28 protein-coding genes, 1 pseudogene and 1 riboswitch are annotated in these 26,345 nt (G+C 68.9%); of the genes and pseudogenes, 12 read left to right on the top strand and 17 right to left on the bottom strand.

All coding sequences use genetic code 11. From position 1 onward, the window contains the following. Positions 1–245: pseudogene (locus I9P22_RS14105) on the top strand (OmpA family protein); the annotation flags it as partial. A 31-nt stretch (positions 246–276) separates the two neighbouring features. Next, the gene (locus I9P22_RS14100) at positions 277–609 is read left to right on the top strand and encodes a hypothetical protein (RefSeq protein WP_199260110.1); all 333 of its coding nucleotides are present in this window, start codon (positions 277–279) and stop codon (positions 607–609) included. A 146-nt stretch (positions 610–755) separates the two neighbouring features. Here I9P22_RS14100 and I9P22_RS14095 read toward each other — a convergent pair whose 3' ends face one another. From I9P22_RS14095 to I9P22_RS14055, 9 genes are all read right to left on the bottom strand, one after another. Further along, complete coding sequence (locus I9P22_RS14095; RefSeq protein ID WP_199260109.1) at positions 756–1,940, bottom strand: amino acid aminotransferase; 1,185 nt, start codon at positions 1,938–1,940, stop codon at positions 756–758. Further along, complete coding sequence (sseA, locus tag I9P22_RS14090) at positions 1,940–2,800, bottom strand: 3-mercaptopyruvate sulfurtransferase (protein ID WP_199260108.1); 861 nt, start codon at positions 2,798–2,800, stop codon at positions 1,940–1,942. The genes I9P22_RS14095 and sseA overlap by 1 nt, the downstream gene beginning before the upstream one ends. 204 nt (positions 2,801–3,004) lie before the next feature. Then, entirely contained in the window at positions 3,005–3,475 is a 471-nt protein-coding gene (gene smpB, locus I9P22_RS14085) for an SsrA-binding protein SmpB (protein WP_199260111.1), read from the bottom strand. Positions 3,476–3,552: 77 nt separating this feature from the next. After that, positions 3,553–5,352, bottom strand: a complete 1,800-nt coding sequence (thiC, locus tag I9P22_RS14080; protein WP_199260107.1) for a phosphomethylpyrimidine synthase ThiC — start codon at positions 5,350–5,352, stop codon at positions 3,553–3,555. Between the two features lie 81 nt (positions 5,353–5,433). After that, a riboswitch (TPP riboswitch) is annotated at positions 5,434–5,552 on the bottom strand. 69 nt (positions 5,553–5,621) lie between these two features. Further along, positions 5,622–6,248 carry an ABC-type transport auxiliary lipoprotein family protein gene (locus tag I9P22_RS14075; protein WP_199260106.1) on the bottom strand — a complete coding sequence of 209 codons (627 nt, stop codon included), beginning with the start codon at positions 6,246–6,248 and terminating at the stop codon, positions 5,622–5,624. A 9-nt stretch (positions 6,249–6,257) separates the two neighbouring features. After that, positions 6,258–7,559: an MlaD family protein gene (locus I9P22_RS14070; RefSeq protein ID WP_199260105.1), complete on the bottom strand. Its 1,302-nt coding sequence runs from the start codon at positions 7,557–7,559 to the stop codon at positions 6,258–6,260. A gap of 3 nt (positions 7,560–7,562) precedes the next feature. Then, the gene (locus I9P22_RS14065; RefSeq protein WP_199260104.1) at positions 7,563–8,351 is read right to left on the bottom strand and encodes an ABC transporter ATP-binding protein; all 789 of its coding nucleotides are present in this window, start codon (positions 8,349–8,351) and stop codon (positions 7,563–7,565) included. Further along, entirely contained in the window at positions 8,348–9,442 is a 1,095-nt protein-coding gene (locus tag I9P22_RS14060) for an ABC transporter permease (RefSeq protein ID WP_199260103.1), read from the bottom strand. The genes I9P22_RS14065 and I9P22_RS14060 overlap by 4 nt, the downstream gene beginning before the upstream one ends. Positions 9,443–9,752: 310 nt before the next feature. Further along, complete coding sequence (locus tag I9P22_RS14055; protein WP_199260102.1) at positions 9,753–10,670, bottom strand: LysR family transcriptional regulator; 918 nt, start codon at positions 10,668–10,670, stop codon at positions 9,753–9,755. A gap of 90 nt (positions 10,671–10,760) precedes the next feature. On the opposite strand from I9P22_RS14055, the gene metF reads away from it, so the two are divergent. Further along, positions 10,761–11,624 carry a methylenetetrahydrofolate reductase [NAD(P)H] gene (metF, locus tag I9P22_RS14050; RefSeq protein WP_199260101.1) on the top strand — a complete coding sequence of 288 codons (864 nt, stop codon included), beginning with the start codon at positions 10,761–10,763 and terminating at the stop codon, positions 11,622–11,624. 30 nt (positions 11,625–11,654) lie between these two features. On the opposite strand, the gene I9P22_RS14045 is transcribed toward metF, so the two are convergent. Continuing rightward, positions 11,655–12,788 (bottom strand): DUF2235 domain-containing protein, encoded by a 1,134-nt coding sequence (locus I9P22_RS14045; RefSeq protein ID WP_233253397.1) that lies wholly within the window; start codon positions 12,786–12,788, stop codon positions 11,655–11,657. Between the two features lie 80 nt (positions 12,789–12,868). Further along, positions 12,869–14,026, bottom strand: coding sequence for a type III PLP-dependent enzyme (locus I9P22_RS14040; RefSeq protein WP_199260099.1), 1,158 nt, complete (start codon positions 14,024–14,026; stop codon positions 12,869–12,871). Positions 14,027–14,165: 139 nt separating this feature from the next. On the opposite strand from I9P22_RS14040, the gene I9P22_RS14035 reads away from it, so the two are divergent. Beyond that, a complete protein-coding gene (locus tag I9P22_RS14035) occupies positions 14,166–14,597 on the top strand; it encodes an Lrp/AsnC family transcriptional regulator (protein WP_017999354.1) in 432 nt (143 codons plus the stop codon). On the opposite strand, the gene rsmD is transcribed toward I9P22_RS14035, so the two are convergent. Both rsmD and I9P22_RS14025 read right to left on the bottom strand, forming a co-directional pair. After that, positions 14,594–15,160, bottom strand: a complete 567-nt coding sequence (gene rsmD / locus I9P22_RS14030; RefSeq protein ID WP_199260098.1) for a 16S rRNA (guanine(966)-N(2))-methyltransferase RsmD — start codon at positions 15,158–15,160, stop codon at positions 14,594–14,596. The genes I9P22_RS14035 and rsmD overlap by 4 nt on opposite strands. After that, entirely contained in the window at positions 15,157–16,353 is a 1,197-nt protein-coding gene (locus tag I9P22_RS14025; protein WP_199260097.1) for an NAD(P)/FAD-dependent oxidoreductase, read from the bottom strand. Before I9P22_RS14025 ends, rsmD begins: the two co-directional genes overlap by 4 nt. Positions 16,354–16,432: 79 nt before the next feature. Here I9P22_RS14025 and I9P22_RS14020 point away from each other — a divergent pair, with 79 nt between their 5' ends. Continuing rightward, positions 16,433–16,915, top strand: coding sequence for a peroxiredoxin (locus tag I9P22_RS14020; RefSeq protein ID WP_199260096.1), 483 nt, complete (start codon positions 16,433–16,435; stop codon positions 16,913–16,915). Here I9P22_RS14020 and I9P22_RS14015 read toward each other — a convergent pair. After that, positions 16,849–17,562 carry a winged helix-turn-helix transcriptional regulator gene (locus tag I9P22_RS14015; protein WP_199260095.1) on the bottom strand — a complete coding sequence of 238 codons (714 nt, stop codon included), beginning with the start codon at positions 17,560–17,562 and terminating at the stop codon, positions 16,849–16,851. The two genes, I9P22_RS14020 and I9P22_RS14015, sit on opposite strands and share 67 nt — an antisense overlap. Positions 17,563–17,650: 88 nt before the next feature. Here I9P22_RS14015 and I9P22_RS14010 point away from each other — a divergent pair, with 88 nt between their 5' ends. The 6 genes from I9P22_RS14010 to I9P22_RS13985 are packed head-to-tail and all read left to right on the top strand — an operon-like array spanning position 17,651 to position 23,886. Continuing rightward, a complete protein-coding gene (locus tag I9P22_RS14010) occupies positions 17,651–18,007 on the top strand; it encodes a DUF1428 domain-containing protein (RefSeq protein WP_199260094.1) in 357 nt (118 codons plus the stop codon). A gap of 10 nt (positions 18,008–18,017) precedes the next feature. Further along, on the top strand, positions 18,018–18,806 hold the full coding sequence (locus I9P22_RS14005; protein WP_199260093.1) for a VOC family protein: 789 nt from the start codon (positions 18,018–18,020) through the stop codon (positions 18,804–18,806). Continuing rightward, positions 18,803–19,438: a YceI family protein gene (locus I9P22_RS14000; protein ID WP_199260092.1), complete on the top strand. Its 636-nt coding sequence runs from the start codon at positions 18,803–18,805 to the stop codon at positions 19,436–19,438. Before I9P22_RS14005 ends, I9P22_RS14000 begins: the two co-directional genes overlap by 4 nt. A gap of 3 nt (positions 19,439–19,441) precedes the next feature. After that, on the top strand, positions 19,442–20,074 hold the full coding sequence (locus I9P22_RS13995) for a glutathione S-transferase family protein (RefSeq protein ID WP_199260091.1): 633 nt from the start codon (positions 19,442–19,444) through the stop codon (positions 20,072–20,074). Continuing rightward, the gene (locus tag I9P22_RS13990; protein ID WP_199260090.1) at positions 20,074–20,733 is read left to right on the top strand and encodes a glutathione S-transferase family protein; all 660 of its coding nucleotides are present in this window, start codon (positions 20,074–20,076) and stop codon (positions 20,731–20,733) included. The genes I9P22_RS13995 and I9P22_RS13990 overlap by 1 nt, the downstream gene beginning before the upstream one ends. 60 nt (positions 20,734–20,793) lie before the next feature. Further along, positions 20,794–23,886 (top strand): valine--tRNA ligase, encoded by a 3,093-nt coding sequence (locus I9P22_RS13985; protein WP_199260089.1) that lies wholly within the window; start codon positions 20,794–20,796, stop codon positions 23,884–23,886. Positions 23,887–23,947: 61 nt separating this feature from the next. On the opposite strand, the gene I9P22_RS13980 is transcribed toward I9P22_RS13985, so the two are convergent. After that, positions 23,948–24,634, bottom strand: a complete 687-nt coding sequence (locus I9P22_RS13980; protein ID WP_199260088.1) for a sirohydrochlorin chelatase — start codon at positions 24,632–24,634, stop codon at positions 23,948–23,950. After that, on the bottom strand, positions 24,627–25,190 hold the full coding sequence (locus tag I9P22_RS13975; protein WP_199260087.1) for a DUF4202 domain-containing protein: 564 nt from the start codon (positions 25,188–25,190) through the stop codon (positions 24,627–24,629). Before I9P22_RS13975 ends, I9P22_RS13980 begins: the two co-directional genes overlap by 8 nt. Positions 25,191–25,278: 88 nt before the next feature. Between I9P22_RS13975 and I9P22_RS13970 the strand changes: the two genes are divergently transcribed. Further along, a complete protein-coding gene (locus I9P22_RS13970) occupies positions 25,279–25,788 on the top strand; it encodes an NnrU family protein (protein ID WP_199260086.1) in 510 nt (169 codons plus the stop codon). Here I9P22_RS13970 and I9P22_RS13965 read toward each other — a convergent pair. Beyond that, the coding region (locus I9P22_RS13965; protein WP_199260085.1) for an NAD(P)/FAD-dependent oxidoreductase at positions 25,772–26,345 on the bottom strand (574 nt) is incomplete at its 5' end. The genes I9P22_RS13970 and I9P22_RS13965 overlap by 17 nt on opposite strands.

The following is a 26,345-nucleotide window of genomic DNA, read 5'->3' as shown; positions in this document are numbered from 1 at the left end:
GAAAGGCCGGCACCCTGCCGCTAGAGACGGCGGCGCTGCCCGACATGCTGGCGCTGGAGGCGGCGACCCGCCCGGCGGCCAGCCTGCTGCCGCAGGTCGCGTCGCTTGATCCGGCGCTTGCGGCCACGCTGCCGGCGGCCGGGATGCTGGTCGAGGCCGCGACCGAAACCGCCACCCTGCCGGCCCGGGACGCGGTGCGGCCGAACCGCCCGCTGCCGCGTCCCGAGACGGGCTCGGCGCCGTGATCCGCAACCCCTTGCCCGGGAAGCCGCCCGCATGAACCGCACCGAATTCATCCTCGCCACCGCGATCATCCTGTTCGCCGCCTTCCTGCTGGGCTGGTTCGCAAGCTGGCTGATCCACCGTCTGTCCCGCGTCACCCGCGCCGAGATGGGCGAGCTGGAGAGCATGGCCCAGCAGCTGCACGAGGCCGAGGAGGCCCGCGACCGCGCCATCGCCGAGCTGGAGGAGCGCGAGGCCGATCTGGTGGCACGCCTGGGCACCGCCGAGGCCGAGCTGCGGGCGGTGCGGGGCGAGCTGGGCGAGAGCCGGACCGAGATCGAGGAATTGCGCGCCTATATCGACCGCAAGCTGGGCCGGAAGGGCTGAGGGGCCGCCCGGCGGTGCTGCCGGACCGGGGCTTTGCCCCGGACCCCAGGGTATTTGGAAAACGGAAAAAGCCGGAGCTTTCGGCGCCGGGGCCCGAAATGGCGAACCGCCGGGCGGAGCCGGCGGTCGCGGGTTCGGCGGGTGGGTCAGACCCCGGCTTCGATGATGGCGCGGGCCAGGATCGGGATGGTGTCTTGGTTCAGCCCGGCGATGTTGATGCGCGAATCGCCCACCATGTAGATGCCGAATTCCTCCTTGATGCGCTTGACCTGCTCGGGCGTGGCGCCGAGGCGCGAGAACATGCCGCGATGCTGGGCCACGAAGCCGAAGCGGTCCGAGCCGGAAAGGTCGCGCAGTTCCGCCGCCAGCTGCTCGCGCAGCTTGAGCATGCCGCCGCGCACCGCCTCCAGCTCGGCCATCCAGTCGGCGCGGAGTTCCGGCGTGTTGAGCACGGTCGAGACGATCTTCGCGCCGTGGAAGGGCGGGAAGGAATAGGTCTGGCGGTTCAGGAAGGCCATGGCGCCCTGTGCAAGGTCGCGGGTCGCCGTATCGACGCAAAGCGCCAGCAGGCAGCCGGTGCGCTCGCGGTAGATGCCGAAGTTCTTGCTGCACGAGGCGGCGATCAGCATCTCGGGGATGCGCGAGGCGATCAGCCGGGTGCCGGCCGCGTCCTCTTCCAGCCCGTCGCCGAAGCCTTGATAGGCCAGGTCGATCAGCGGCAGCGCGCCGGTCTTTTCCAGGATTGCGGCGACCTCGGCCCATTGCTCCGGCGTCAGGTTGGCGCCGGTCGGGTTGTGGCAGCAGCCATGCAGCAGCACCACATCGCCCTTTTTCGCCGCCGAGATGTCGGCCTTCATGCCCTCGAAATCGACGCCGCGGGTCTCGGCGTCGAAATAGCGGTAGGTCTGCACCGGCAGGCCCATGAAATTCATGATCGAGACATGGTTGGGCCAGGTCGGATCGCTGACGAAGACCCGCAGGTCGGGGTTCGCCATGCGCGCCAGCTCCAGCGCCTGCCGAATGGCGCCGGTGCCGCCGACCGTGGCCAGCGCCGCCGTGGTCTCGGGCTTGTGGCCGTCGCCCAGGATCAGCTCGGCCATGGCCTTCTGGAATTCGGGTTCGCCCGACAGGCCGGCATAGGTCTTGGTGGTCTCGGTCTCCAGCATCCGCTGTTCGGCGGCGTGGACGGCGCGCATGATCGGGGTGTGGCCGCTGGCATCCTTGTAGACCCCGACGCCCAGGTCGATCTTGCCCTGGCGGGGATCGGCCTTGAATTCGCCCATCAGGGCCAGGATCTTGTCGGGGGCCTGTGGTTTCAGATTGCCCAGCATCACGCGTCTCCGGTTGCGATTTTAAGGTCGGGGAAGCTGCCCCATTCGGCCCAGCTTCCGTCATAAAGCGAATGGTCCCGATGCCCGATCCGTTCCAGCGCCAGGAACAGCGAGGCCGCCGTCACCCCCGAGCCGCAGGTGGCGATCACCGGTTTCGACAGGTCGACGCCGGCGGCCTCGAACTCGGCGCGCAGCGCGTCGGGCGCCTTCAGCGTGCCGTCCGGGTTGTAGAGCTTGCCGAAGGGCAGGCTTTTCGAGCCGGGGATATGGCCCGAGCGCAGGCCGGGGCGCGGCTCGGCCGCCTCGCCGCGGAAGCGTTCGGGCGAGCGGGCATCGACGATCTCGTGATCGGCAAGCTTGCTCGCCGCGGCGACCTGGGTCACGTCGCGCACCAGTGCCGCCTGGCGCTGCACGGTGATGTGGCGGTCGCGCAGGATCGGCGGCATGTCCTCGGTCTCGCGGCCCTCGGCCAGCCATTTGCCGAAGCCGCCGTCCAGCACCGCCACGTCCTGCTTGCCCATCAGCTTGAAGGTCCACCAGACCCGCGCCGCCGAACGCACCGGCGAATTGTCATAGATCACGACCTGGTGGCCGTCGCCGATGCCCATGGCGCGCATGCGGCTGATGAACATCTCGGGCTGCGGCGCCATATGCGGCAGCTCGCTGCGCGTGTCGGCGATCTCGTCGATGTCGAAGAAGCGGGCGCCGGGGATATGCGCATCCATGTATTCGGCGCGGGCGTCGCGGCCGGGTTCCAGGAACCAGCTGGCGTCGATCACCCGCAGGTCGGGATCGTGCAGATGGGCGGCCAGCCAGCCGGTCGAGACCACCACTTTCGGATCGTCGGAATCGCTGGACATCGGTCTTCCCCCCCGCGCGCGCAGAAACGACACCGATGTAACCGCAGCCGCGCGGGGCGGCAAGGCTTAACGGCCCCTGCGGGATCCCGAGTCGACCGCCGGCTTCTTCGTTCCCCAAATACCCATGCGGCCGGGCCGGCCCGTTCACGGCCTCGCCCGTCCTTCACCCTTTTCCAGATGCTCGAATCCGGTCGCGCCGCCGTGTCAGCCCTGTTTCAGTAGGCGCTGCTTCTGCCGGTTCCAGTCGCGCTTGGCGGCGGTTTCGCGCTTGTCGGCAACCTTCTTGCCCTTGGCGACCCCGATCTTCAGCTTCACCATGCCGCGGTCGTTGAAATACATCACTAGCGGCACCAGCGTCATGCCCTCGCGCCCGACCGCCTGCCAGAGCCGGGCCAGTTCCTTGCGCGAGACCAGCAGCTTGCGGCGCCGGCGTTCCTCGTGCCCGAAGATGCCGGCCTGCTTGTAGGCGGCGATATAGGAGTTGATCAGCCACAGCTCGCCATCCTCGACCGAGGCATAGCTTTCGGCGATGTTCGACTGGCCGGTGCGCAGGCTTTTCACCTCGGAGCCGGTCAGCACGATGCCGACCTCGAGATCGCTCTCGATGAAGTAATCGAAGCGCGCCCGGCGGTTCTCGGCGATGATCTTGTAGTTCGGGTCGGATTTCGTGGCCATGATCGGGCAGAGATAGGGCGGGGCGCCGCGCCTGTAAAGGCTCGGCATCGCCCCGCCCGTCCCGAGGCTCTGTCCCCTCACGCCTCCTGCGGGGCGGGGATGTAGAGATCGCCGCCCTCGCGGTATCTGCGCGCCATGGCGGCCATGCCCTCTTTCTGCGCCTCGGCGCGGATGTCGTGCGAGATGCGCATGGAGCAGAATTTCGGCCCGCACATCGAGCAGAAATGCGCCAGCTTGTGCGCCTCCTTCGGCAGGGTCTGGTCGTGGAAGGCGCGGGCGGTGTCGGGGTCCAGCGACAGGTTGAACTGGTCCTCCCAGCGGAACTCGAAGCGCGCCCGCGACAGGGCGTCGTCCCGGATCCTGGCCGCCGGATGACCCTTGGCCAGGTCGGCGGCATGGGCGGCGATCTTGTAGGTGATGACCCCGGTCTTGACGTCGTCGCGATCCGGCAGGCCCAGATGTTCCTTGGGTGTGACGTAGCACAGCATCGCCGTGCCGAACCAGCCGATCATCGCCGCGCCGATGCCGCTGGTGATATGGTCGTAGCCCGGCGCGATGTCGGTGGTCAGCGGCCCGAGCGTGTAGAACGGCGCCTCGCCGCAGATGGCCAGTTGCTTGTCCATGTTCTCCTTGATCTTGTGCATCGGCACATGGCCGGGCCCCTCGATCATCACCTGGCAATCGCGGTCCCAGGCGATGCGCGTCAGCTCTCCCAGCGTTTCCAGCTCGGCGAATTGCGCGGCGTCGTTGGCATCGGCGATGGAGCCGGGGCGCAAGCCGTCGCCCAGGCTGAAGGACACGTCATAGGCGCGGCAGATGTCGCAGATCTCCTCGAAATGCTCGTAGAGGAAGCTTTCGCGGTGATGGTGCAGGCACCATTTCGCCATGATCGAGCCGCCGCGCGACACGATGCCGGTCACCCGGTCCACGGTCAGCGGGATATGGGGCAGGCGCAACCCGGCATGGATGGTGAAATAATCCACGCCCTGTTCGGCCTGTTCGATCAGCGTGTCGCGAAAGACCTCCCAGCTCAGCGCCTCGGCCACGCCGCCGACCTTTTCCAGCGCCTGATAGAGCGGCACGGTGCCGATGGGCACGGGCGAATTGCGGATGATCCATTCGCGGATGTTGTGGATGTTGCGCCCCGTCGACAGGTCCATCACCGTGTCGGCCCCCCAGCGGATCGCCCAGACCATCTTCTCGACCTCCTCGGCCATCGAGGAGGTGACGGCGGAATTGCCGATATTGGCGTTGATCTTGACCAGGAAGTTGCGGCCGATCGCCATCGGTTCCAGTTCGGGATGGTTGATGTTGGCCGGGATGATCGCCCGGCCGCGCGCCACCTCGTCGCGCACGAATTCGGGCGTCACGAAATCCGGGATGGCGGCGCCGAAGCCTTCGCCGTCGCGCGCCAGCGCCTCGCGGACCGCCTTGCGGCCCAGGTTCTCGCGGATGGCCACGAATTCCATCTCGGGGGTGACGACGCCGGCGCGGGCATAGGCCAGCTGGGTCACGGCCCGGCCGTCCCGGGCCCGCAGCGGGCGGTGGCGGATGGGAAATTCCGGCGTCAGCCGCTCGCCCTCGGCGAAGCCGTTATCCTCGGGCCGGACATGCCGGCCTGGATAGGGCGCGACATCGCCGCGCGCCGCGATCCAGCCCTGGCGCAGGCGCGGCAGGCCGCGGTCGATGGCGATCCGCGCGTCCGGATCGGTATAGGGGCCCGAGGAATCATAGACCGTCACCGGCGGCTCGCCGGCGCTGGGATGCAGCGCGATCTGGCGCATCGGCACGCGGATGTCGGGGTGGATCTCGCCCGGTCGGAAGACCTTGGTCGAGGCGGGCAGCGGCCCGGTGGTCACGGTCGGGGCATCGGTCATGTCAGGCTCCTCGCTTTGCTAGCACGGAGACCCAGCACGGACTGGAAGGGGGAAGAACGCCCGCGGGACCGACAGCCGGCCGCAAGGGCATCCGCACCATCCCTACGCCAGTATGAACTGGATCAGGTTCGACGGGTCCCTGCGCTGCCTTGCGGCCAGCAGTATCTCAGCCCCTTGTCGGGGCCCCCCAGGTGAGAGCCGGAGAATGCGGGCAGAAGGCCCGGCTTGTCAACCGTCGGTGGAGATGGCGGCGGGGCGGGCGAAAAGCCTCAGCGGCAGCGCGCCGGGTTCACGCCCACCGCGCGCAGGCCCCAGTCGGTCATCTGCGCCACCAGTTGCTGGCCCGCCGCGTCGAAGGCCGGGATCAGGTCGGCGGTTTTCGTGCTCGGCGCCTCGGCCGTCGCCGCGAAATGGCCGCGCGCGACCACGCTGGCATCCATCTCGCGCACCATCTGCGCGTCCACGGTCAGCCTGATCACCGCGCCCTTGCCCGACACCTCGGCGTTGAAATCCTGCACCTCGGAGATCAGCGCGTAATCCCCCGCCACGCCCAGCGGCGCCCGGCCGACATGGGTGAAGGCGTCATAGGTTCCGAAGGCGCGCACCAGCAGGGTCTGCAGGGCCACCGGCACGGTGTCGCCCCAGCGCGCATCGGGCAGATACTGGGTCTGCAACTGGTTGGGGCGGATCATGATGCGGTCGGTGTCCAGCGTGCCGCGCGCCTTGGGCGGCTCGATCACCAGCTCGGCCAGTCGGCCGCGGCCGCAGCGTTGCGGCTGGTCCGAGGGCGGGCGCAGCTCGAAGACGTCGCGGTCCGGCTCGCCTTCCAGCGCCTTCAGCGCCGCGCAGCCGGGCAGGGTCAGGGTCAGCATCAGCAGGGCGGCGGTCAGGCGCATGGCGGCTCCTCAGCGGCGGAATTCGGGGGTCTTCGGCCCCGAGAAGATCTGCGACGGGTTGCGCCTCAGCGCCGAGACCAGCTCATTCACATTGCCCACCAGCCCGCGCAGATCGCTGGCCATGCGGGTGAATTGCGGCAGCCCCTCGCGGGTGAAAGCCTGCACCGGACCGCGGGCGCTGTCCAGCATCCCGCGCAGGCTGGCAAAGGCGGCATCGGCGCTGTCCGCGGCATCGCGCAGCCGCCCGGTGATCTCGGGCAGGTCGGCGACCACGCGGTCGATGGCCTCGTTCGCCTTGGCCAGGGTGGCGCGCAGGTCGCTGACCACCGGCTCGACATTGCCGTTCATCACCCGGTCGGCGCTGTCGAAGGCGCGCTCGGCCGAGGCGAGCGTGCGGTTTCCCACCGCCAGCGCCGCGTCGAGGCTGTCGAGGCTCTTGCCCGCCCGCCCGGCCAGCTGTGCCAGGTCGGCCTGCAGCGTGGTCGCGGTCTGGTCCAGGCGCTGCGTCAGCCCGCGCAGGTCGCCCGAGACATAGTCGCGCAGCTCGTCCAGCGTGGCGGTGCCGGCGTCCAGCGCCGCATCGGCCTTGCCGGCGGTTTCATCGAACTTGGCCAGCGCGGTGTCGGCATTGCCCAGCGTCGTCTCGGCTGCGGCGGAAAGCCCGTCCAGCCGCTCGCCGAAGGCCGAGATGTCCTCGGCTGCCGAGGCGATGGAATCGGTGGCCTTGGTCACGTCGGCCAGTGCCTTGTCCAGGTTGGCGCTGGAGCGTTCGACGTTGTCCAGGATGTTGCGCACCCGGCCTTGATTCTCGTCGCCCAGCAGTTGGGTCATCTGTTCGGCCACGGTGTTCAGCCGCGAGATCATCTCGGGCCCCTGGTCCGACAGGGTCTGCAGCGCCGAGCGGTTGGCCGGGATCACCGGGATGCCGTCCGGCTGCGCCTCGCGCAGCAGCGGCGCGTCGGGGCTGCCGGCGGTGATCGCGACATTCGAGACGCCGGTGACGCCCTGGATCTCGATCGAGGCGCGGGAATTGGTGCGCACCGGCGTATCCTCGGCCACCTCGACGCGCACCCGCACGGCGCCGTTCGCGTTCCCGGCCAGCCGCATGTCCACCACCTTGCCCACCGAAAGCCCGGCGAAGGTCACCTCGGAGGAGACGGTCAGGCCCGAGACCTCGGGGAAATAGATGTCGTAATAGGCGAACTGCCGGTTGATCTGCAGCTTGGCGAACCACATCAGGAACAGCAGCATCCCCAGGAAACCCGCGATGGTGAAGGCCCCGATCAGGACGTAATTGGCCTTGGTCTCCATGGGCTACTCCTTGCTCCGGCCGGTGGCGATGGCGGCGCGGGCGCGGGGCCCGTGGAAATATTCATGCACCCAAGGATGATCCACCTTCAGCATCTCGGCCATGGTCCCGCTGACCAGCACCCGCTTTTCCGCCAGCACCGCGACGCGGTCGCAACAGGCGTGCAGCGTGTCGAGATCATGCGTGACCAGGAAGACCGACAGGTCCAGCGCATCGCGCAGCTCGACGATCAGCCGGTCGAAGGCGTCGGCGCCGATCGGGTCCAGCCCGGCCGTGGGTTCGTCCAGGAAGACGATCTCGGGGTCCAGCGCCAAGGCCCGCGCCAGCCCGGCGCGCTTCTTCATGCCGCCCGACAGGTCCGAGGGATATTTGTCATTGGCGTTCCACGGCAGCCCGGCCATCGAGACCTTCAGCTCGGCCAGCCCCGCGCGCGTCTCGGGCGTCAGCCCTGGAACGGCACGCAAGGGCACCTCGACATTCTCGCGCACGGTCAGCGAGGAGAACAGGGCGCCGGCCTGGAACATCACGCCCCAGCGCCGCTCCAGCGCCTCGCGCGCGGCGCCATGCAGACGGCCCACGTCCTGGCCGAAGACCCGCACCGTGCCGGCGGCGGGCGGGTTCAGCCCGACGATGGTGCGCAAGAGCACCGATTTGCCGGTGCCGGAACCGCCGACGACGCCCAGGATCTCGCCCCGCTTCAGGTCCAGGTCCAGCCCGTCATGCACGACATGGCGGCCGAATTGCGTGCGCAGCCCCCGCACCTCGATGACGTTTTCGGCCGCGTCCCCGGTCACAGCCCGATCTCCGAGAAGAAGATCGAGAACAGCGCATCGGCCACGATCACCGCGAAGATGGCATTGACCACCGCCGTCGAGGTCTGGGCGCCCAGCGATTCCGCGTCCTTGCCGACCTTCATCCCGGCATGGCAGCCGATGATGCCGATGATGACGGCAAAGACCGGCGCCTTGGACAGGCCGACGATCACATGGTCGACGCTGGTTTCCGCGATCAGCCGATAGCGGAACATCGAGGGCGAGATGCCCAGCTCGATCCAGGACATCAGCGCGCCGCCGACCAGTCCCGCGACATTGGCGATCAGCCCCAGGATCGGCAGGGTGATGATCAGCGCCAGCACGCGGGGCAGGATCAGCACCATGTCGGGATCGAGGCCCAGCGTGCGCATAGCGTCGATTTCCTCGTTCATCTTCATCGAGCCGATCGAGGCGGTCAGCGCCGAGGCGGTGCGGCCGGCGACGATGATCGCGGTCAGCAGGATGCCCAGTTCCCGCAGGATCGAGATGGCGATCAGGTCGATGACGAAGATCTCGGCTCCGAACTGCCGCAGCTGCGCCGCGCCCTGAAAGGCCAGCACCACGCCGATCAGGAAGGACATCAAGGCCACGATGGGCACGGCGCGCAGCCCGGTTTCCTGGCAGTGCCAGACCAGCGAGGTCAGGCGGAAATCGCCGGGATGGCGGATGCCCCGCGCCAGGGCCGCCAGGAAGCGGCCCAGATATTCCGCCAGCTCGCGCAGGAAGGTCAGTGCCATCACCACCCAGCGCCCGGTCGCCTCCAGCATCTGCCGCCAGCCGGCGGGCGGCGGGCCTTCGGCATCGGGCTGGGGCCGCGCCTTGCCGACCGTCTGCAGCAGCCGGCCCTGCGCCTCGCTCAGCCCCTCCAGCGCGGCGCCTGCCTGCGCGCGCCGGTCCAGATACCAGGCGCCGGCGGTATCCAGCCGCGTCACGCCCGCCAGGTCGAGCCGCGCCGCCCCTTCGGCCTCGGCCGGTAGCCGGCCCAGCGTCCAGACGCTCAGCTCGCCTTCCAGCCGCAGCACGCCGTCCGAGACGGTGGCGCTGAGCCGGGGAGGGTCGGGAAGGCTGGCCATGGCGGTCCTGAACGGGAAATCGATACGGATTTCATCCGGCTATTGCCGGGATTTGTCAAATCCGCCGCTTGGCGCGCCTGCGGTTGCCGCGGCGTCGCGGCCCCGGAAGCCTTGGGAAAAGCCCGGGCGCAAGGCGGGATCGGCCCCGGCCGCCGGGCGGAGCGGACAAAAATTTACGATTTATTTTCAGGTTGTTCTCGTTGACCATGATTCACGCCATGGCTTATCAGGACCTGCACGACCAGAGCAGGAAATCCTCGGGGCCTGGCGTAACAAGTTCCCCGTAAGTGGTGGTCCCGAGGAGAACCGTTCAGCCCTGCGCCAAGGCGCGCATCATCCGCACCGGCTCGGTCCGGGCCAGGCGCAGGACATGGGCGATAAAGGGCTGCTGCATGTCCTCGCTGCGGATCGCGGCGTAAAGCCGGCGCAGCATGCCCCGTGGGCCCAGCGGCAGCAGCGCCAGTTCGGGATTGCTGGCCTGGGCGCGCAGCACCCAGTCGGGCATCACCGCCACCCCGCGCCCCGAGGCGATCAGCATCAGCGCGATGGCCGTCTGTTCGACCTGCCGCACATGCGCCGGCTCGACCCCGGCCGGGTCGAGGAATTGCGAGAACACGTCCAGCCGCGCCCGGTCCATCGGATAGGTGATCAGCGTCTCGCCCGCCAGGTCCGCGGGCTCGGCATGGCCCTTGGCGACCAGCGGATGGCCGGCAGCGACCACCATGGTCGGGGCATAGTCGAACAGCGGCTGGAAGGTGATGCCGGCGATCTCCTCGGGGTCCGAGGAGATCACCATGTCCACCTGCCCGCGTTCCAGCGCCGGAAGCGCCTTCAGCGCCAAGCTGGAGCGGATGTCCAGGTCGACCTCGGGCCAGGCGCGGCGGAACTGGTCCAGCACCGGCAGCAGCCAGTCGAAGCAATGATGGCACTCCATTGCCACATGCAGCCGGCCGGCGCGACCCAGCTCGACGGCGCGGAACTCGGCCTCGGCGGCCTCGACCAGCGGCAGCACCTGCTCGGCGGTGCGCAAGAGCCGCATTCCGGCGGCCGACAGCCGCAACGGCTTGGTCTTGCGCAGGAAAAGCTCGACCCCGGCCTGTTCCTCAAGCGCCTTGATCTGATGCGACAGCGCCGATTGCGTCAGGTTCAGCACCTCGGCGGCGCGGGCCAACCCGCCCTGTTCATGGATGGCGCGCAGGCTGCGCAGGTGGCGAAGTTCCAGGTGCATCTTGAACCGATCTCATCACGATCTTGAAGATTATGAATTTGTCTCACGTCGCGGCGCATGTCACAAGACCTGCGACAAAAGGATGGCACCATGACGACACCCGCGATCAGCTTCGAGTTCTTCCCGCCCCGGAACCTGGACCAGTCCTTCCGGCTGTGGGAGACGGCGCGGGCGCTGGCGCCGCTGGGGCCGGATTTCGTCTCGGTCACCTATGGCGCCGGCGGCACCACCCGGCAGCTGACGCATGAGGCGGTGACGGCGCTGGCCAGCCATTACGGGCTGAACGTCGCCGCGCATCTGACCTGCGTGGACGCGACGCGCGAGGAGACGATGCAGATCGTCGCCGATTACGCCGCCGCCGGCGTGCACGAGATCGTGGCGCTGCGCGGCGACGCCCCGCAGGGGCAGGACCGCTTCACCCCGCATCCCCAGGGCTTCGCCGATTCGGTGGCGCTGATCGAGGCCATCGCGGCGCGCGGCGACATGACCATCCGCTGCGGCGCCTATCCCGAGCCGCATCCGGAAAGCCCCGACACCGCCGCCGACGTGGCCTGGCTCAAGCGCAAGGTCGATGCCGGGGCCAGCTCGGCGATGACGCAGTTCTTCTTCGACGCCGAGACCTATTTCCGCTTCCGCGACGCCTGCGCCGCGGCCGGGATCGACGCGCCGATCATCCCCGGCATCCTGCCGATCCAGAGCTGGGCCGGCGCCCGCCGCTTTGCCGAGCGCTGCGGCACCTCGGTCCCGCAATGGGCCGAGGAGGCCTTCGCCGCCGCCGGCAAGGAGGGCGAGGCGCAGCTGGCGCTGGATGTCTGCGTCGGGCTGTGCGAGCGGCTGGTCGCGGGTGGCGTGGACAGGCTGCATTTCTACACGCTGAACAAGCCGGACCTGGTGCTGAAGGTCTGCGCCGGCCTGGGCATCGAGCCCAAGAGCCCGTTTTCGCAGGTCGCCTGACCGGGCGCATCCACCATCTGCAATGCGCCGTCAACCGTCGGCCCGCTGCGCGCCGGGTGCCGCGGCCCTCGGCTGGGCTTGCGCCTCGGCTTCGGGCCGTGCCTGTTTGGTCCCTGCCTGTTCGGGCTGTGGCGGCTCCGGTTGCGGCTCGGGCGGTGGGGCCGGGCGGGTGAAGGGCAGCCGCCGATGTGGCCGTGCCGGTGCGGCATCGGCCAGCGCCCCGGTCAGAAGCGCCGGGCCGGGATAGGGGCGCGGCACCGAGGGGTGCAGCGCCTCGGACGGGTCGGCGCCGGCCAGGCGGGGCGCGCGGGCCAGGAAGGCCTTGCCCCAGCTGCGCCAGGATCCGACCGAGGGCGCGCTGGGGTCGCAGGGGAAATGCCCACGCCAGCCGCCGGGCAGGGGCAGGCCGAAGGCCTCGGCCCGCGACATCATCCAGACCAGAGGGATATTCGCCAGCGGCCGGGCATATTCCAGCCCCGAAAGCTGGCCGCCGATATCGGGATGGCAGCCGCGGAACCACATCTGCTCGATGCGGCCGGGGACCGAGTCGCTGTCCCAGATCAGCGGCTGGAAGGCGGCGCGGGTCTCGTCCAGCGCCAGGGCCTGCAGGCCATGCTCGACATGGGCGCCCAGATGCTCGTCATGGAAGCGGAAGCGCGGCTCGGTCAGCATCCACAGCAGCGGCAGCCGGATCCCCAGCGCCATCACCGTGTCGAAGACCCCGATCATTCGGATCGGCACGAAAGGGTGGCACAGCTCCGGCTCCAGCGGCTCGACCCCCAGATCCTCGCCCCGGCGGTAATGGTCCCAGGCGCGCTGGACGTTTTTGGCCGAGGCATGGGCATGGGTCAGCAGCCCCACCCGCCCGATCATCCCGGCCAGGGAGCGCACGGCGAAGGCGCCGCGCGAATAGCCGAAGAAGAACAGCGGGTTGCCCGGCCGCCATTCGCGGGCGAGCCAGGCATAGGCGTCGCAGATCTGCCGCTCCAGCGTGGCACCCATGGTCAGTTCCGGCAGCGTGCGCCAGGCCCGCCATTGCTGGCCCGGTGCGTAATGCAGCCGCACCGGCGCCGGCAGCCGGCCCAGTTCGCCCGAAAGCATCGCGTGAATCCGGGCGATCGACGACCGGCGCCCCTGCATGAGCGAGGCGAAGGTGCCATCCATCAGAACGACCTGGCATATCGGCGGGCGAGATGATTCCATGCGGCGACGCTAGCACGGAAACGCCAAGGGTCGATTAATGCCTATTCAAGCGCGTTCACGGTCAGGTGTGCCATCAGTCCGAAGCCGTTGAACCGGGTGTTGGTGACCGTGGAATAGGCACCGGCGCCGTGGAAGATGACGAAATCGCCCTCCTGGATGTCGCCGGGCAGGGTCAGTTCGCCCGGCAGGCGGTCCACGGAATCGCAGGTCGGGCCGAAGATGACGCGGGGCAGGGGCTCGCCTTCGCGCGCCGTGCCCTCGGGGGTCAGCACCTGCAGCCGGTCCAGGTTGCCGACGATCGGCAGTTCGAACAGCCCGCCATAGACGCCGTCGTTCAGGAACACGTTCTGGCCGTCGCGCACCGCCTTGACGCGGGTGATCAGCGAGAAGGCGTCGGCGCAAAGCCCGCGGCCGGGCTCGCAGACCAGCGCCGGGGCATGGCCGTCGAAAGCCTCGTCGGCGACGCGGCGGATCAGCGCGAAGATCGCGGTCAGGTCGGGTTCGACCCCGGTCACGCGATGCGAGGGGAAACCGCCGCCCACGTTCAGCCGCCGCGCCTTGACGCCGGCCATGCGGCAGATCTCGGCCGCGGTGGTGATGTAGCTTTCCCAGGCATGCGGATCGACGCATTGCGTGCCGGGATGGAAGGTCAGCGAAGGGACATAGCCGCGATCCGCCGCCGCCCGCAACAGCTCGGCTGCCAGTTCCGGCGTGGCGCCGAATTTCGAGCCGAAGTCATAGGCGGCGCCCAGCACCGGCAGCTTGAAGCGCGGCGAGATCTCGCAGTTCCCGGCCGGCACGCGGGCGAAAAGCTTGTCCAGCTCCGAACGGCTGTCCACCGACCAGGCCTTGATCCCCGCCTCGACCGCATGGACGATCTCGGCCTGCGAGCGCACCGGGTTGTGGTAGTGCCGCGCCGCGTCCGGGGCCAGCCGGCCGATCAGGTCGATCTCGTAGGGCGAGGCCACATCGAAGCCCCTGATCCCGGCGGCGGCCAGGGTGCGGATCACCGCCTCGTCCGGGTTCGACTTGACGGCATAGGTCACCAGCCCCGGAAAGCCGCGCAGGAAGCGCTGCGCATTCTCGCGCAGGACCGAGGGGGCAAAGACCATGACCGGATTCTCCGGCGCCAGCTTGCGGATGATCTCGGCGGGATTGTCCCAGATGGTCTTGGGCCCGCGGCCCTCGGTCAGTCCCATCGGCATGTCCTTCCTGTGCGCGTTCGGGGGTGGAAACAAGTCTGCGCCCTATGGGTTCCGATTGAAGCAATGAAAAGGGTGGAAATGGTCCGAACCATGGGTAATCTGCCGAAAGTGTCGTCATTATGACAGGTGGCAGGTGGACGAGCTCGACCGGGGGATTCTGACCCATCTCGCGCAGGATGCGCGCATGTCGGTGGCGGTGCTGGCCCGGCGGCTGAAAGTGGCGCGCTCGACCGTGCAGGCGCGGCTGGAACGGCTGGAAACCTCGGGCGCGATCGCCGGCTACACGCTGCGCCTGGGCGATTCCGCGCGCGAGCATCGCATCCGCGCCACTTGCCTGCTGACCATCGAGCCGCGTTCGCAGGCCGCGATCCTGGGCCGGCTGCGCAGCCTGCCCGAGGTCGAGCGCATCCATACCACCAGCGGCCGCGTCGATCTTTTGCTGCAACTGGCCGCCATATCGACCAGCCAGCTGGACGATGTGCTGGATCAGATCGGCGGTCTGACCGGCGTCAAGTCCAGCGAGAGCCTGATTCACCTCTCCACCAAGCTGGATCGCGCCACCTAGCCGTGTTCGGCGCGCAACAAGGTGACGGTGGTATCGCCATATTTGCGCTGGTCGATCTGCGCCAGCCCCGCGACCGGGACCGGCGCGGCCGATTCCTCCCAGACCACCATGGCGCCCGGGGCGATCCAGCCGCCGGCCAGGGCGGATTCCAGCGCCCGCTCGCCCAGGCCCTTGCCATAGGGCGGGTCGAGGAAGACCAGCCCGTAGGGCGCGCCGCGATTCTCGCCCAGCCTTGTCGCGTCGCGGCGCCAGACATCGGTGACGCCCATGGCGCGGGCCTTTTCGATATTGCTGCGCAGCAGGCCGCGCGCCACCACGCCGTCATCGACGAAGGCCACCCGCGCCGCGCCGCGCGACAGCGCCTCCAGCCCCAGCGCGCCGGTGCCGGCGAACAGGTCCAGCACCCGCGCGCCGGGGATCGGGTTGCCATGCGTGCCGTTGATGAGCAGGTTGAAGATCGATTCGCGCACTCGGTCGGTGGTCGGGCGCAGATGCGCCGCCGGATCGCCCGCGCCGACCTCGGCCAGCTTCAGCCCGCGCAGGGTGCCGCCGACGATTCTCATGCCATCAGCGCCTTCAGCTCGACTGCCTCGGCCACCGCCTCGGGGCTGGGCGAGCGGCCGCCCTCGATCAGCCGCTTGCCGATCATGTAGGCGCGGGCATCGTTCAGCGCGTCCACCGCGATCAGATGGCCGTCGCGGTAATACCAGACCGAGCCGCCATTCGCCGCAGGCCGCGTCACCACCCGGTCGTAACCCAGGTTCAGCCCAGCGATCTGCAGCTTGGCATCGAACTGGTCCGACCAGAACCAGGGTTTGGGCACATAAGGTGCATTCGCGCCCAGCATGTTCGCCGCCACCGCCTCGGCCATGTCGATGGCATTGCCGACGCTTTCCAGCCGCAGCCGCCCACCCGCTGCCGGAAAGCTGGCGCAATCCCCCGCCGCCCAGATCGCCGGGTCCGAGCTGCGGCCAAGCGCATCGGTGGCGATGCCGTTGTCGATGGCCAGCCCCGCCGCCTCGGCCAGCGCCGTCTCGGGCGCGATGCCGATGCCGCAGATCACCAGATCGGCCGGCAGGCGGCGGCCGTCGGCCAGTTCGACCCCATCGGCGACGGTTTCCCCGGTGATGCGGGCGATGCCGGTGCCCTCGAGGATTTCGACGCCATGGGCGCGGTGCAGGGCGCGGATCATCTCTGCGGTTTCGGGCGCGGCGACGCGGCCCAGGATGCGCGGCGCCGCCTCGACCAGCGTGACCTCCAGCCCCAGCTTGCGGGCCACCGCGGCAGCCTCCAGCCCGATATAGCCGCCGCCGATCACCACCAGCTGCCGCCCGGCGACCAGCGCCGGCTGCAGCCCCGCAATGTCGGCCAGGTTACGCACCACATGCACGCCGGGCAGGTCGCCGCCCATCGCGGCGGGCAGGCGGCGCGGCGCGGCGCCCAGCGTCAGGGCCAACTGGTCATAGGGATGCTCGCCGCGATCCGTCACCACCACGCGGCGGTCGCGGTCGATGCGGGTGGCGCGCTCGCCCAGGTGCAGGGCGATGCCCTGTTCGTCCCACCAGTCCGGGGCGCGCAGCGTCAGCCGATCCAGCCCCATCTCGCCCAGCAGATAGGCCTTGGACAGCGGCGGGCGCTGATAGGGCGGTGCGGGTTCGTCGCCGATGACGGCGATGCCGCCGTCGTGCCCCAGCGCGCGCAGTTTCGCCGCCAGAGAGGCCGCCGCCTGTCCTGCGCCAAGGATCACGATGTTCATTCTTCGCCCTCGCTGGTTTGCCTGCGGCGCAGAGCCTATAGTCGCCCCCGGAACGATGCAATTGACGGAGGAACCGCGCATGTCCATCTCGAAAGGCGACAAGCTGCCCGAAGGCAAGCTGCTGAAACCGGGCGCCAACGGCCCCGAGGAAGTGGCCGCCGCCGATCTGGCCAAGGGCCGCGTGGCGATCTTTGCCGTGCCGGGCGCCTATACGCCGACCTGCACCAATGCCCATATGCCCAGCTTCGTGAAGAACGCCGACAAGTTCCGCGAGAAGGGTGTGTCGCGCGTGGTCTGCATCACGGTGAACGACCCCTTCGTCGCCGGGAAATGGGCCGCGGATACCGGCGCGACCGATGCCGGGATCGAGGTGCTGGCCGATGGCGACGGCAGCTTCACCAAGGCGCTGGGGATGAACATCGAAGGCGCGGGCTGGGTCAACGGCCGCTCGAAACGCTATGCCATGCTGGTCAATGACGGCACGGTGGAAGAGCTTCAGGTCGAGGAATCGCCCGGCGCCTGCTCGGTCTCCTCGGGCGATTCGCTGCTGGACCTGGTCTGAGGCGCCAGGCGGAACAGCGCCGTGAACTGCTGCGCGGCGCTGCGGTCGCCGCGCAGCCCGATCAGCCCGGCCGAGGCCAGCGCCACCGGCCCCGGCCCATAGACCGCCGCCGCCAGCGCATTGCCCGAACCCTCCAGCAGGAAATCCGCCGCCGGCACCCGCGCCGCCCGGACCAGCGGCATCCCGTCCGCGGAAAGCGTGACTTCGAACCCTTCCTTGCCCGAGACGAAGCCGGCGCGCAGCGGTGATCCGGCGGCAGCCGCGCTGTCCACCGTCGCCGAGATCGAGATCATCAGCGCGGAAATGCTGATGAATTTCCGCGGATCGTGCCCCGGCATCAGCAGCGCCCAGCGGCATAGCTCGCGCAGCAGCGGATGCAGCGCCCGGCCGGCATCGGTCAGCGCGTAAAGCCCCAGCACATCGTCATGCGCCACCACCCCTGCCTGCACCAGCTGGGTCAGGCGCTGGGTCAGCACGCTGGCCGTGATCCCCGGAAGCCCGGCGCGGATCATCTGGAATCGCTTGGGCGCGAACATCAGTTCTCGCACCACCAGAAGCGCCCAGCGGTCGCCGATGAAATTCAGTGCATGGGCGCCAAGGCACCCCTCTTCATAGCGCAGTCGCGAGATCTTGCCGGTGTAAGTCATGTTTTGATATTAACAGTTGCTTTTTCATACTGCAACTGCCAACCTGCGACTCATTGGCGCATGCAGCGCCCGATGAGGAGGAAGAGAGATGGCCTACTACTCCGGTTTCCTGCTGCCGGTTCCGACGGCGAACAAGCAGAAGTACATCGACATGGCCCAGGGGGCCTGGTCCATGTTCAAGCGCTATGGCGCGCTGCGCATGGTCGAGGCCTGGGGCGTGGACGTGCCCCGCGGCAAGGTCAACGATTTCTACATGTCCACCCAGGCCAAGGACGACGAGACCGTGGTGTTTTCCTGGATCGAATGGCCGGACAAGGCGACCGCGGATGCGGGCTTCGAGAAGATGATGTCCGACCCCGAAATGCAGGCGCCGCCGGAAATGCCCTTCGACGGCATGCGGATGATGTGGGGCGGCTTCGAGCCCATCGTGGACGAGAAGGCCTGAGGGGGCGGCCATGTATCACGGCAAACCCTGCTGGTTCGAGCTCTCCACCGCCAGGGGCGGGCTCGACGCGGCCGAAAGCTTCTACGGCAAGGTGCTCGGCTGGACCATCGCCGATTCCGGGATGGAAGGCTTTACCTATCATCTGGCCAGCCATGGCGGCGACATGGTCGCCGGGCTGATGGAGATGCCCGAGGACTGCGCCGAGGTGCCGCCCTTCTGGATGATCTATTTCGACGTGGACGATGCCGATGCCACGGCGGCCAAGATCAAGGCGCTGGGCGGCTCGGTGTTCCGCGAGCCGGCCGACATTCCCGGCACCGGGCGTTTCGCCGTGGTCACCGACCCGCAGGGCGCCACCTTCGGCATCCTGCAACCTTCGCCGATGGACCCCCAGCCTCCGGTCGAATCCGGGGCCTGGAACCAGGGCAAGGAAAGCCACGGCAACTGGATCGAGCTGATGTCCACCGACCCCGGCGCGGGCTTCGACTTCTATGCCGAGCTGTTCGGCTGGACCAAGTCCACCGCCATGGACATGGGCGAGATGGGCACCTACCAGCTGTTCGCCTGGCAGGGTGGCGAGATCGGCGGCATGATGGGGCTGGGCAATGCGCCGGTGCCCTGCTGGCTGCCCTATTTCGGCGTGAACGGCGTCGATGCCGCCATCGCCCGCATCCGCGACGGCGGCGGCGAGGTCCTGCACGGCCCGATGGAGGTGCCGGGGCCGGCCTTCATCGCGGTGGCGCGCGACCCGCAAGGCGCGCATTTCGCCATCGTCGGGCCCAAGGACGAAACGCCATGATCCGCGCATCCCTGACCGCGCTCGCCCTCTGGGCCGCACCCGCTGCGGCCCAGGAGGTGACGCCGGAGAGCATCCCCCGCGGCCAGCAGGACTATCACGCCGCAGCCGCCGGGGCCTATCGCCTGGACCCGACGCATTCGGCGGTGCAGGCCCGCGTGCCGCATATGGGCTTTTCGGTCAGCGTCTTCCGCTTCGGCACCGTCTCGGGCCAGCTCGACTGGAACCCCGACGACCCGGCGCAAAGCCGGCTGGAAGCCGAGGTCGAGATCGCCTCGATCATGACCCCGGTCGCGGGCTTTGCCGAGATCCTGACCGGCCCGGACTATCTGGACAGCGCGAAGAATCCCACAGCGCGCTTCACCGCCGACAGCTTCACGGCGGAAAGCCCGACCGAGGGCACGGTCTCGGGCCAGCTGACCCTGCTGGGCAAGACCCAGCCCGCGACGTTCGACGTGACGCTGATCGGCGCCGGCAAGGGCTATACCGGCGACGAAGCCGGCAATCCGGTCATCCGCGACCTGATCGGCATCCATGCCCGGACCGACATCGATCCTCAGGCCTATGGCATGAACGCATTCTTCACCGATCCGATCACCATCGAAATCGACGCCGAGTTCGCCCGACAGGAGTAAGCCATGACCTTCGTCATCACGACCTATGACTGGGTGCCGCCCTTTGCCGTGGGCTATGTCCGCGACCTGCGCATCCGCTGGGCCTGCGAGGAAGCCGGCCTGCCCTATGAGATCGAGACCACCAGCGTGCGCGAAAAGACCCCGCAGCATTTCGCCCGCCAGCCCTTCGGCCAGGTGCCGATCCTGCGCGACGGTCCGCTGTCGCTGTTCGAGAGCGGCGCCATCCTGCTTTACCTGGGCGAACGCTCCGAGGTGCTGATGCCGCGCGAGGCTGCCGCGCGGGCCGAAACGCAGCAATGGCTGGTCGCCGCGCTCAACAGCCTTGAGCCGGCGGTGATGGCCATGGTGCTGGCGCGGATCTTCGATCAGGACGCAAGGGCCGAAGAACTGGCCCTGCCGCGCCTGCACGAGCGTCTGGGGCAGTTGGTCCCGGTGCTGGAAGGGCGGGATTTCATCGCCGCCGGCCGCTTCACCATCGCCGACCTCCTGCTGGCCGATGTGCTGCGCGTGGTGGACAGCGTGGGCGAGCTGGCGGCCCATCCGGTGCTTTCCGCCTACTTGAACCGCATCACCGCCCGCCCGGCCTTCCAGCGCGCCCATGCCGCGCAGGTCGCACATTTCGCGCAGGCCGCGTGATGCTGACGCTCTACGGCCACCCGCTGTCCTCCTATACGCAAAAGGTGCTGATCGCGCTTTACGAGCTGGGGACGGATTTCGAGTTTCGCCACATCGACCTGGGTGACGAGGGCGACCGGGCGCTGATGCGCTCGCTTGAACCCATGGGCCGGATGCCGGCGCTGCGCGAGGGCGATCTGGTGCTGTCGCAAAGCTCGCTGATGATCGAATGGCTGGACCGGCACCATCCCGGGCCGCAGCGCCTGCTGGACCCGGACCCCGACGCCTCGCTGCCGGCGCGGCAATGGGACCGCTTCCTGGATTTCCAGGTCATGCAGATGATGCAGCAGATCGTCGATGCCCGCGTCTTCATGGCCGAAGGGGCCGAGGAACGGGTCGCGCCCTTTGCCCGCGGCAAGCTGGACCTGGCCTATGCCGCGCTCGACCGCCATCTGGATGGGCGCGACTGGATCGCCGGCGGCTTCGGCCTGGCCGATTGTGCCGCCATGCCGGCGCTGTTCTATGCCGGCGCCATCCACCCCTTTGCGGATCATCCGCGCCTGACCGCCTATTTCGAGCGGCTGGTGGCGCGGTCCTCGGTCCTGCGGGTGATCGAGGGCGCGCGGCCCTTCTATGGCTGGTTCCCGTTCAAGGACGGCATCGCGGCGCGGTTTCTCTAGCGCCTCTTGGCCTTTCGCCGTGGTTTCGCTATCCCCTTTTCGATTCGAGGGGTAAGCGACATGGCCATGGACAAGACTTTCGACGCCGGGACCGCCGAGGCGCGGATCGCGCGGAAATGGGCGGCAGGCAATGCCTTCGCTGCGGGCGCCAATGCGAAACCGGGGGCGGAAAGCTTCTCGGTGGTGATCCCGCCCCCGAACGTGACCGGCAGCCTGCATATCGGCCACGCGCTGAACAACACGCTGCAGGACATCCTGGTGCGCTGGCACCGGATGCGCGGCTTCGACACGCTTTGGCAGCCGGGCCAGGACCATGCCGGCATCGCCACGCAGATGGTGGTCGAGCGCCAGATGGCCGAGCGCCAGGAACCCGGCCGGCGCGAGATCGGGCGCGAGGCCTTCCTGCAGAAGGTCTGGGCCTGGAAGCAGGAATCCGGCCATACCATCATCGAGCAGCTGAAGCGCCTGGGCGCTTCCTGCGACTGGTCGCGCAATGCCTTCACCATGTCCGGCGCCCCCGGTGCCCCCGCGGGCGAAGAGGGCAATTTCCACGATGCCGTCATCAGGGTCTTCGTGGACATGTATGACAAGGGCCTGATCTATCGCGGCAAGCGGCTGGTCAACTGGGACCCGCATTTCGAGACGGCGATTTCCGATCTTGAGGTCGAGAACCGCGAGGTTCCCGGCCATATGTGGCATTTCAAGTATCCGCTGGCCGGCGGCGAGACCTATGAATATGTCGAGCGCGACGCCGACGGCAACGTCACCCTGCGCGAGATGCGCGACTATATCAGCATCGCCACCACCCGCCCCGAGACCATGCTGGGCGACGGCGCCGTGGCCGTCCACCCCGACGACGCCCGCTATGCCCCCATCGTCGGCAAGCTTTGCGAGATCCCGGTCGGACCCAAGGAACACCGCCGCCTGATCCCCATCATCACCGATGAATATCCCGACCCGGATTTCGGCTCGGGCGCGGTCAAGATCACCGGCGCGCATGACTTCAACGACTATGCCGTCGCCATGCGCAACGGCATCCCGCTTTACGCGCTGATGGACGGCAAGGGCCAGATGCGCGCCGACGGGCTGAGCTACGAGGAAAGCGCCGAGATCGCCACCCGCGCCGCCAAGGGCGAGGATGTGGGCGACGTCTCGAACGTGAACCTGGTGCCCGAGGAATTGCGCGGCCTCGACCGCTACGAGGCGCGGGCGCGGGTGGTCGAGGCGATCACCGAGGAAGGGCTGGCCGTCACCTATCTGCACAAGTCCATCGACAAGGAGACCGGGGCCGAGCATCTGGAGCGCCGGCCGCTGGTCGATGCCAAGCCGATCATGCAGCCCTTCGGCGACCGCTCGGGCGTGGTGATCGAGCCGATGCTGACCGATCAGTGGTTCGTGGACACTGCCCGCATCGTCGGGCCGGCGCTGGAGGCGGTGCGTAGCGGCGCGACGAGGATCCTGCCCGAGCAGCATGAAAAGGTCTATTTCCACTGGCTCGAGAACATCGAGCCCTGGACCATCAGCCGGCAGCTGTGGTGGGGCCACCAGATCCCGGTCTGGTACGGGCTCGACCTGCGGCTGGAGGGCCAGGTCGAGGACGACCATGACGGCGTGCTGGACGAGGTCGAGATCTTCGCCCTGCTGGAAGAGGGGCTGGTGCATCGCGACGAGATCCACCATGCCGCATCTAGCTTTGCCGAGGTGGTCGAGAAGTTCCGCGATTCCATCGCCGAGCTGCCGGTGCCGCTGGAAATGGCCCGCGTCATCGAGGTCGCTGACCGCGAGGCCGCCATCGACGCCTTTGCCCAGGGGCTGGCCGATTACAACCTGACCCAGGACCCGACCAAGCTGGTCTATCCGGTCTGGCGCGATCCGGACGTGCTGGACACCTGGTTTTCCTCGGGGCTCTGGCCCATCGGCACGCTGGGCTGGCCCGAGGACACGGCCGAGCTGCGTCGGTATTTCCCGACCTCGGTGCTGGTGACCGGCTTCGACATCATCTTCTTCTGGGTGGCCCGGATGATGATGATGCAGCTGGCCGTGGTCGGTCAGGTGCCGTTCCGCACCGTCTATGTGCATGGGCTGGTGCGCGACGAAAAGGGCGCCAAGATGTCGAAGTCGAAAGGCAACGTCATCGACCCGCTGACCCTGATCGACGAATATGGCGCCGACGCGCTGCGCTTTACCCTGACCAGCATGGCCGCCATGGGCCGCGACCCCAAGCTGGGGCCGAAGCATGTCGAGGCGAACCGCAATTTCGTCACCAAGATCTGGAACGCCACCCGCTTTGCCGAGATGAACGGCGTGCGCGGCGGCGTGGCGCGGCCCCAGCCCCGGCATGTGGTGAACCGCTGGATCATCGGCGAGGTCGCCCGCATCCGGCAGGCCACCGACGAGGCGCTGGAATCGTTCCGCTTCAACGACGCGGCGACCGGGCTTTACGCCTTCGTCTGGGGCAAGGTCTGCGACTGGTATGTCGAGTTCTCCAAGCCCCTGTTCGACGGCGAATATCGAGAGGAAACACGGGCCACCATGGGCTGGGTGCTGGACCAGTGCTATACGCTGCTGCACCCGATCATGCCCTTCGTCACCGAGGAGCTGTGGGCGCTGACCGGGGATCGCCCGCGGATGCTGGTGCATGGCGACTGGCCGGAATACGGGCCCGAGCTGATCGACGCCGAGGCCGACCGGCAGATGAACTGGGTGATCCAGCTCATCGAGGCCATCCGCTCGGCCCGCGCCCAGATCGGCGTGCCGGCCGGCGCCCGTCCCGACCTGATCGTGACCGAGGCCGACGACGCGGCGCGGGCGGCGCTGGCCGCCAACGCGCCGCTGATCGAGCGGCTGGCGCGGGTGAATGCGCCTGCCGAGGGCGCCATGGGACCGGGCATGATCTCGGTCGCGGCGCTGGGGGCGAGCTTTGCGCTGCCGGTGGGCGAGATGATCGACGTGGGTGCCGAGACCGCGCGGCTGGAAAAGGCGGCGGGCAAGACCGAGAAGGACGCCTCGGGCCTGCGCGGGCGGCTGGCCAATCCGCGCTTTGTCGAGAATGCCGAACCCGAGGTGATCGAGGAGACGCGCGAGAAGCTTGCCGCGCTGGAGGACGACCTGGCCCGCATCCGCGCGGCGCTGGCACAGCTGGCGGCGATGTGACCCCTGGCTTTTGCGCCGTGCCGGTGGCGCGGTCGCAAGAGTATTTGGAGAACGAAGAAGATCAGGGCCGCTCGGACAGGGCGGCCTTGATGCTTTCGGCGATCATCGCCGGGACATCCGGGGCGAGGCCGACCGGCGGCAGGGTCAGGCCGCGGAAGCCTGCCTCGTCCAGCGCCGCGGGCAGGTCGTCGGTGACGTGCTCGGCCCGGGTGGCGAAAAGCGGCAGGCAGATCGTCTGCGCGGGCAGGCCGCGGGCGGCATCGGCGATGAAGGGCGGTTCCTCGATGAAGCCGCAACTCGTCGCGGCGGTATGGGGGGCGAGGGCGGCGGCCATGTCGCGCGCCGCTTCGGAGGGTGCGCGCGAGCGGCCCGAGCCATGGGCGGCAATCAGCAGATGGGTCTGCGGCAGCGGCCAGCCCTGCGTCTCGGCCGCCTTGGCGATCAGGGCGAGGCAGAGCGCCGGCAGGCCGGGATCGCTGCCGAAGGGCGGCAGGATGCGGGCATTCGGCGCGCCGGCCAGCGCCAGGCGGCGGGGCAGTTCGCTGCGGGTGAACCAGCCCGTCGCCATGAACATCGGATAGATCAGCGTCTCGTCGTCGGCGCGGTCCAGCGCGCCGGGCATGGCCAGCGTCGCGCCCCCGACCTGCGCATCGGGGACATGGACGCGGGCGGCCAGCGCCTCGATGGCCTGCTGCTGCGGGGCCGGGTCGCCGGGCTGGCCATGGGCGACGATCAGGACGTTACGCACGGAAGGCGACGGCGAAGGGCTCGGGGATGGCGAATTCCTGCAGCGCCCGGGCGCGGGCCATGGCCGACATCTTGCGCGCGGTCTTTTCCACGATGCGCTGCAACTCGTCCGGGTCGCGGCCCTCGGCGAAGGGGCCCATATACCAGCGGATGAAGGTGAAGCAGGCCACGTCTTCCAGCGCCTGCACCTCGCCGTCGCGCTTGATGCCCTGCTTGGTCAGCATCTTCTCGGCTGCCGCGATGTCCTCCTCGGCATAGCCGGCCGCGCGCATGATGCCGCCGATGCGGGCGGCATGGCGGCGGCCCTGTTCGGTGCGCCAGGCCAGATAGCCGGCGCGGTCCATCGGATAGGCGTCGCGGGGCAATTGCCAGCGTTCCACATGCTGGCCCCGGCAGGCGATACGCAGCGGCTCCGAGGCGTCGGGATACAGCGCCTGCTGTTCGGCCGTCATGCGCTGGCCGTAGAGCAGCGCCTCGGGCCGGCCCTCGGGGTCCAGGTGCGGATCGGCGGAATTGGCCTTGTCGATGGCGTCGAAAGCGGTCTGAAGGCGGGTCATGGCATCCTCTCTTTGCGCTATCATGCCGCAGCCGGGCGCGGCGTCAACGCGGATTGCCGCCGCCCGGGGCCGGGGCTAGGCTGCCGGGATGGCATGGGGCGAATTCATCCTGGCGCTGGCGGCCTTCCTGGGCTCGCATGTGATCCCGGCGCGGTTCCGCGAGCCGCTGGTCGCGGCGCTGGGGCGGCGGGGCTATGTCATCGGCTACAGCCTGTTGTCGCTGGCGCTGCTTTACTGGCTGATCCTGGCGGCGGGGCGGGCGCCCTATGTCGCGCTGTGGCCGCAATGGGGCTGGATGCGCTGGCTGGCGAACATCGCCATGCCGGTCGCGGTGCTGCTGGCGGCCACCGGCGGCATGGCGGGGCTGATGGCGGGCTTTGCGCTGTGGGGTGCGGCGCATCTGGTCGCGAATGGCGACCTGGCGCATGTGATCCTGTTCGGCCTTTTGCTGGCCTATGCGCTGTTCGGGCTGGCAGTGGGGCTGCGCCGCGGGGTGGCGTGGCGGCTGGCATGGCCGCGCATCGCCCTGGCGGTGCTGGTCTGGCTGGCGCTGTTCCACCTGCATCCGCTGGTGATCGGCGTCAGTCCCCAGCCCTAGGATCGGGCGGCCGGAAACCTTCCGGGATGCGGTCGCAGCCGTCGAGGATCAGGTCGGCCAGCAACTTGGCGCAGGCCGGCGCCATGGCCAGGCCGATCTTGAAGCCGCCATTCGCGAGGTAATGGCCGGGCCGTCCGGGCCATGGCCCGACCAGCGGCGCACGGGAGTGGGCGCGCGGCCGGATGCCGGCCCAGCGATCCACGACCGGCGCATCGCCAAGCACGGGGCAAAGCGCGCGCGCCTTGTCGATCAGCGCCTCCAACTGCGCGTCGGTGCCCATGTCCATGGCGTCGCGTTCCGAGGTCGAGCCGATGGCCACCGTGCCGTCGGCATGGGGCACGATATGGACCCCGTCGGCAAAGACCTGCGGCGCGTCGGGGGCGGAAAACGCCAGCAGCGCCGACTGGCCTTTGACGCCGCTGCCGCCGAAGGGCGCAAGCCCGGCCACCCCCGTGGCCCAGATCGCCGGGACATCGGGCGCGGGCTGCCCCTCGGCGATCTCGCCGCCCTGGGCGCGGATGGCGGCGGCCAGCGCGGCGCCGGCCCGGCGCGGGCTG

The organism is Paracoccus binzhouensis (genome assembly GCF_016446475.1).
GTDB classification, from domain to species: domain Bacteria; phylum Pseudomonadota; class Alphaproteobacteria; order Rhodobacterales; family Rhodobacteraceae; genus Paracoccus; species Paracoccus binzhouensis.
The sequence above is the reverse complement of the archived record's forward strand: the minus strand, read 5'-3'. Positions and strand labels throughout refer to the sequence as shown.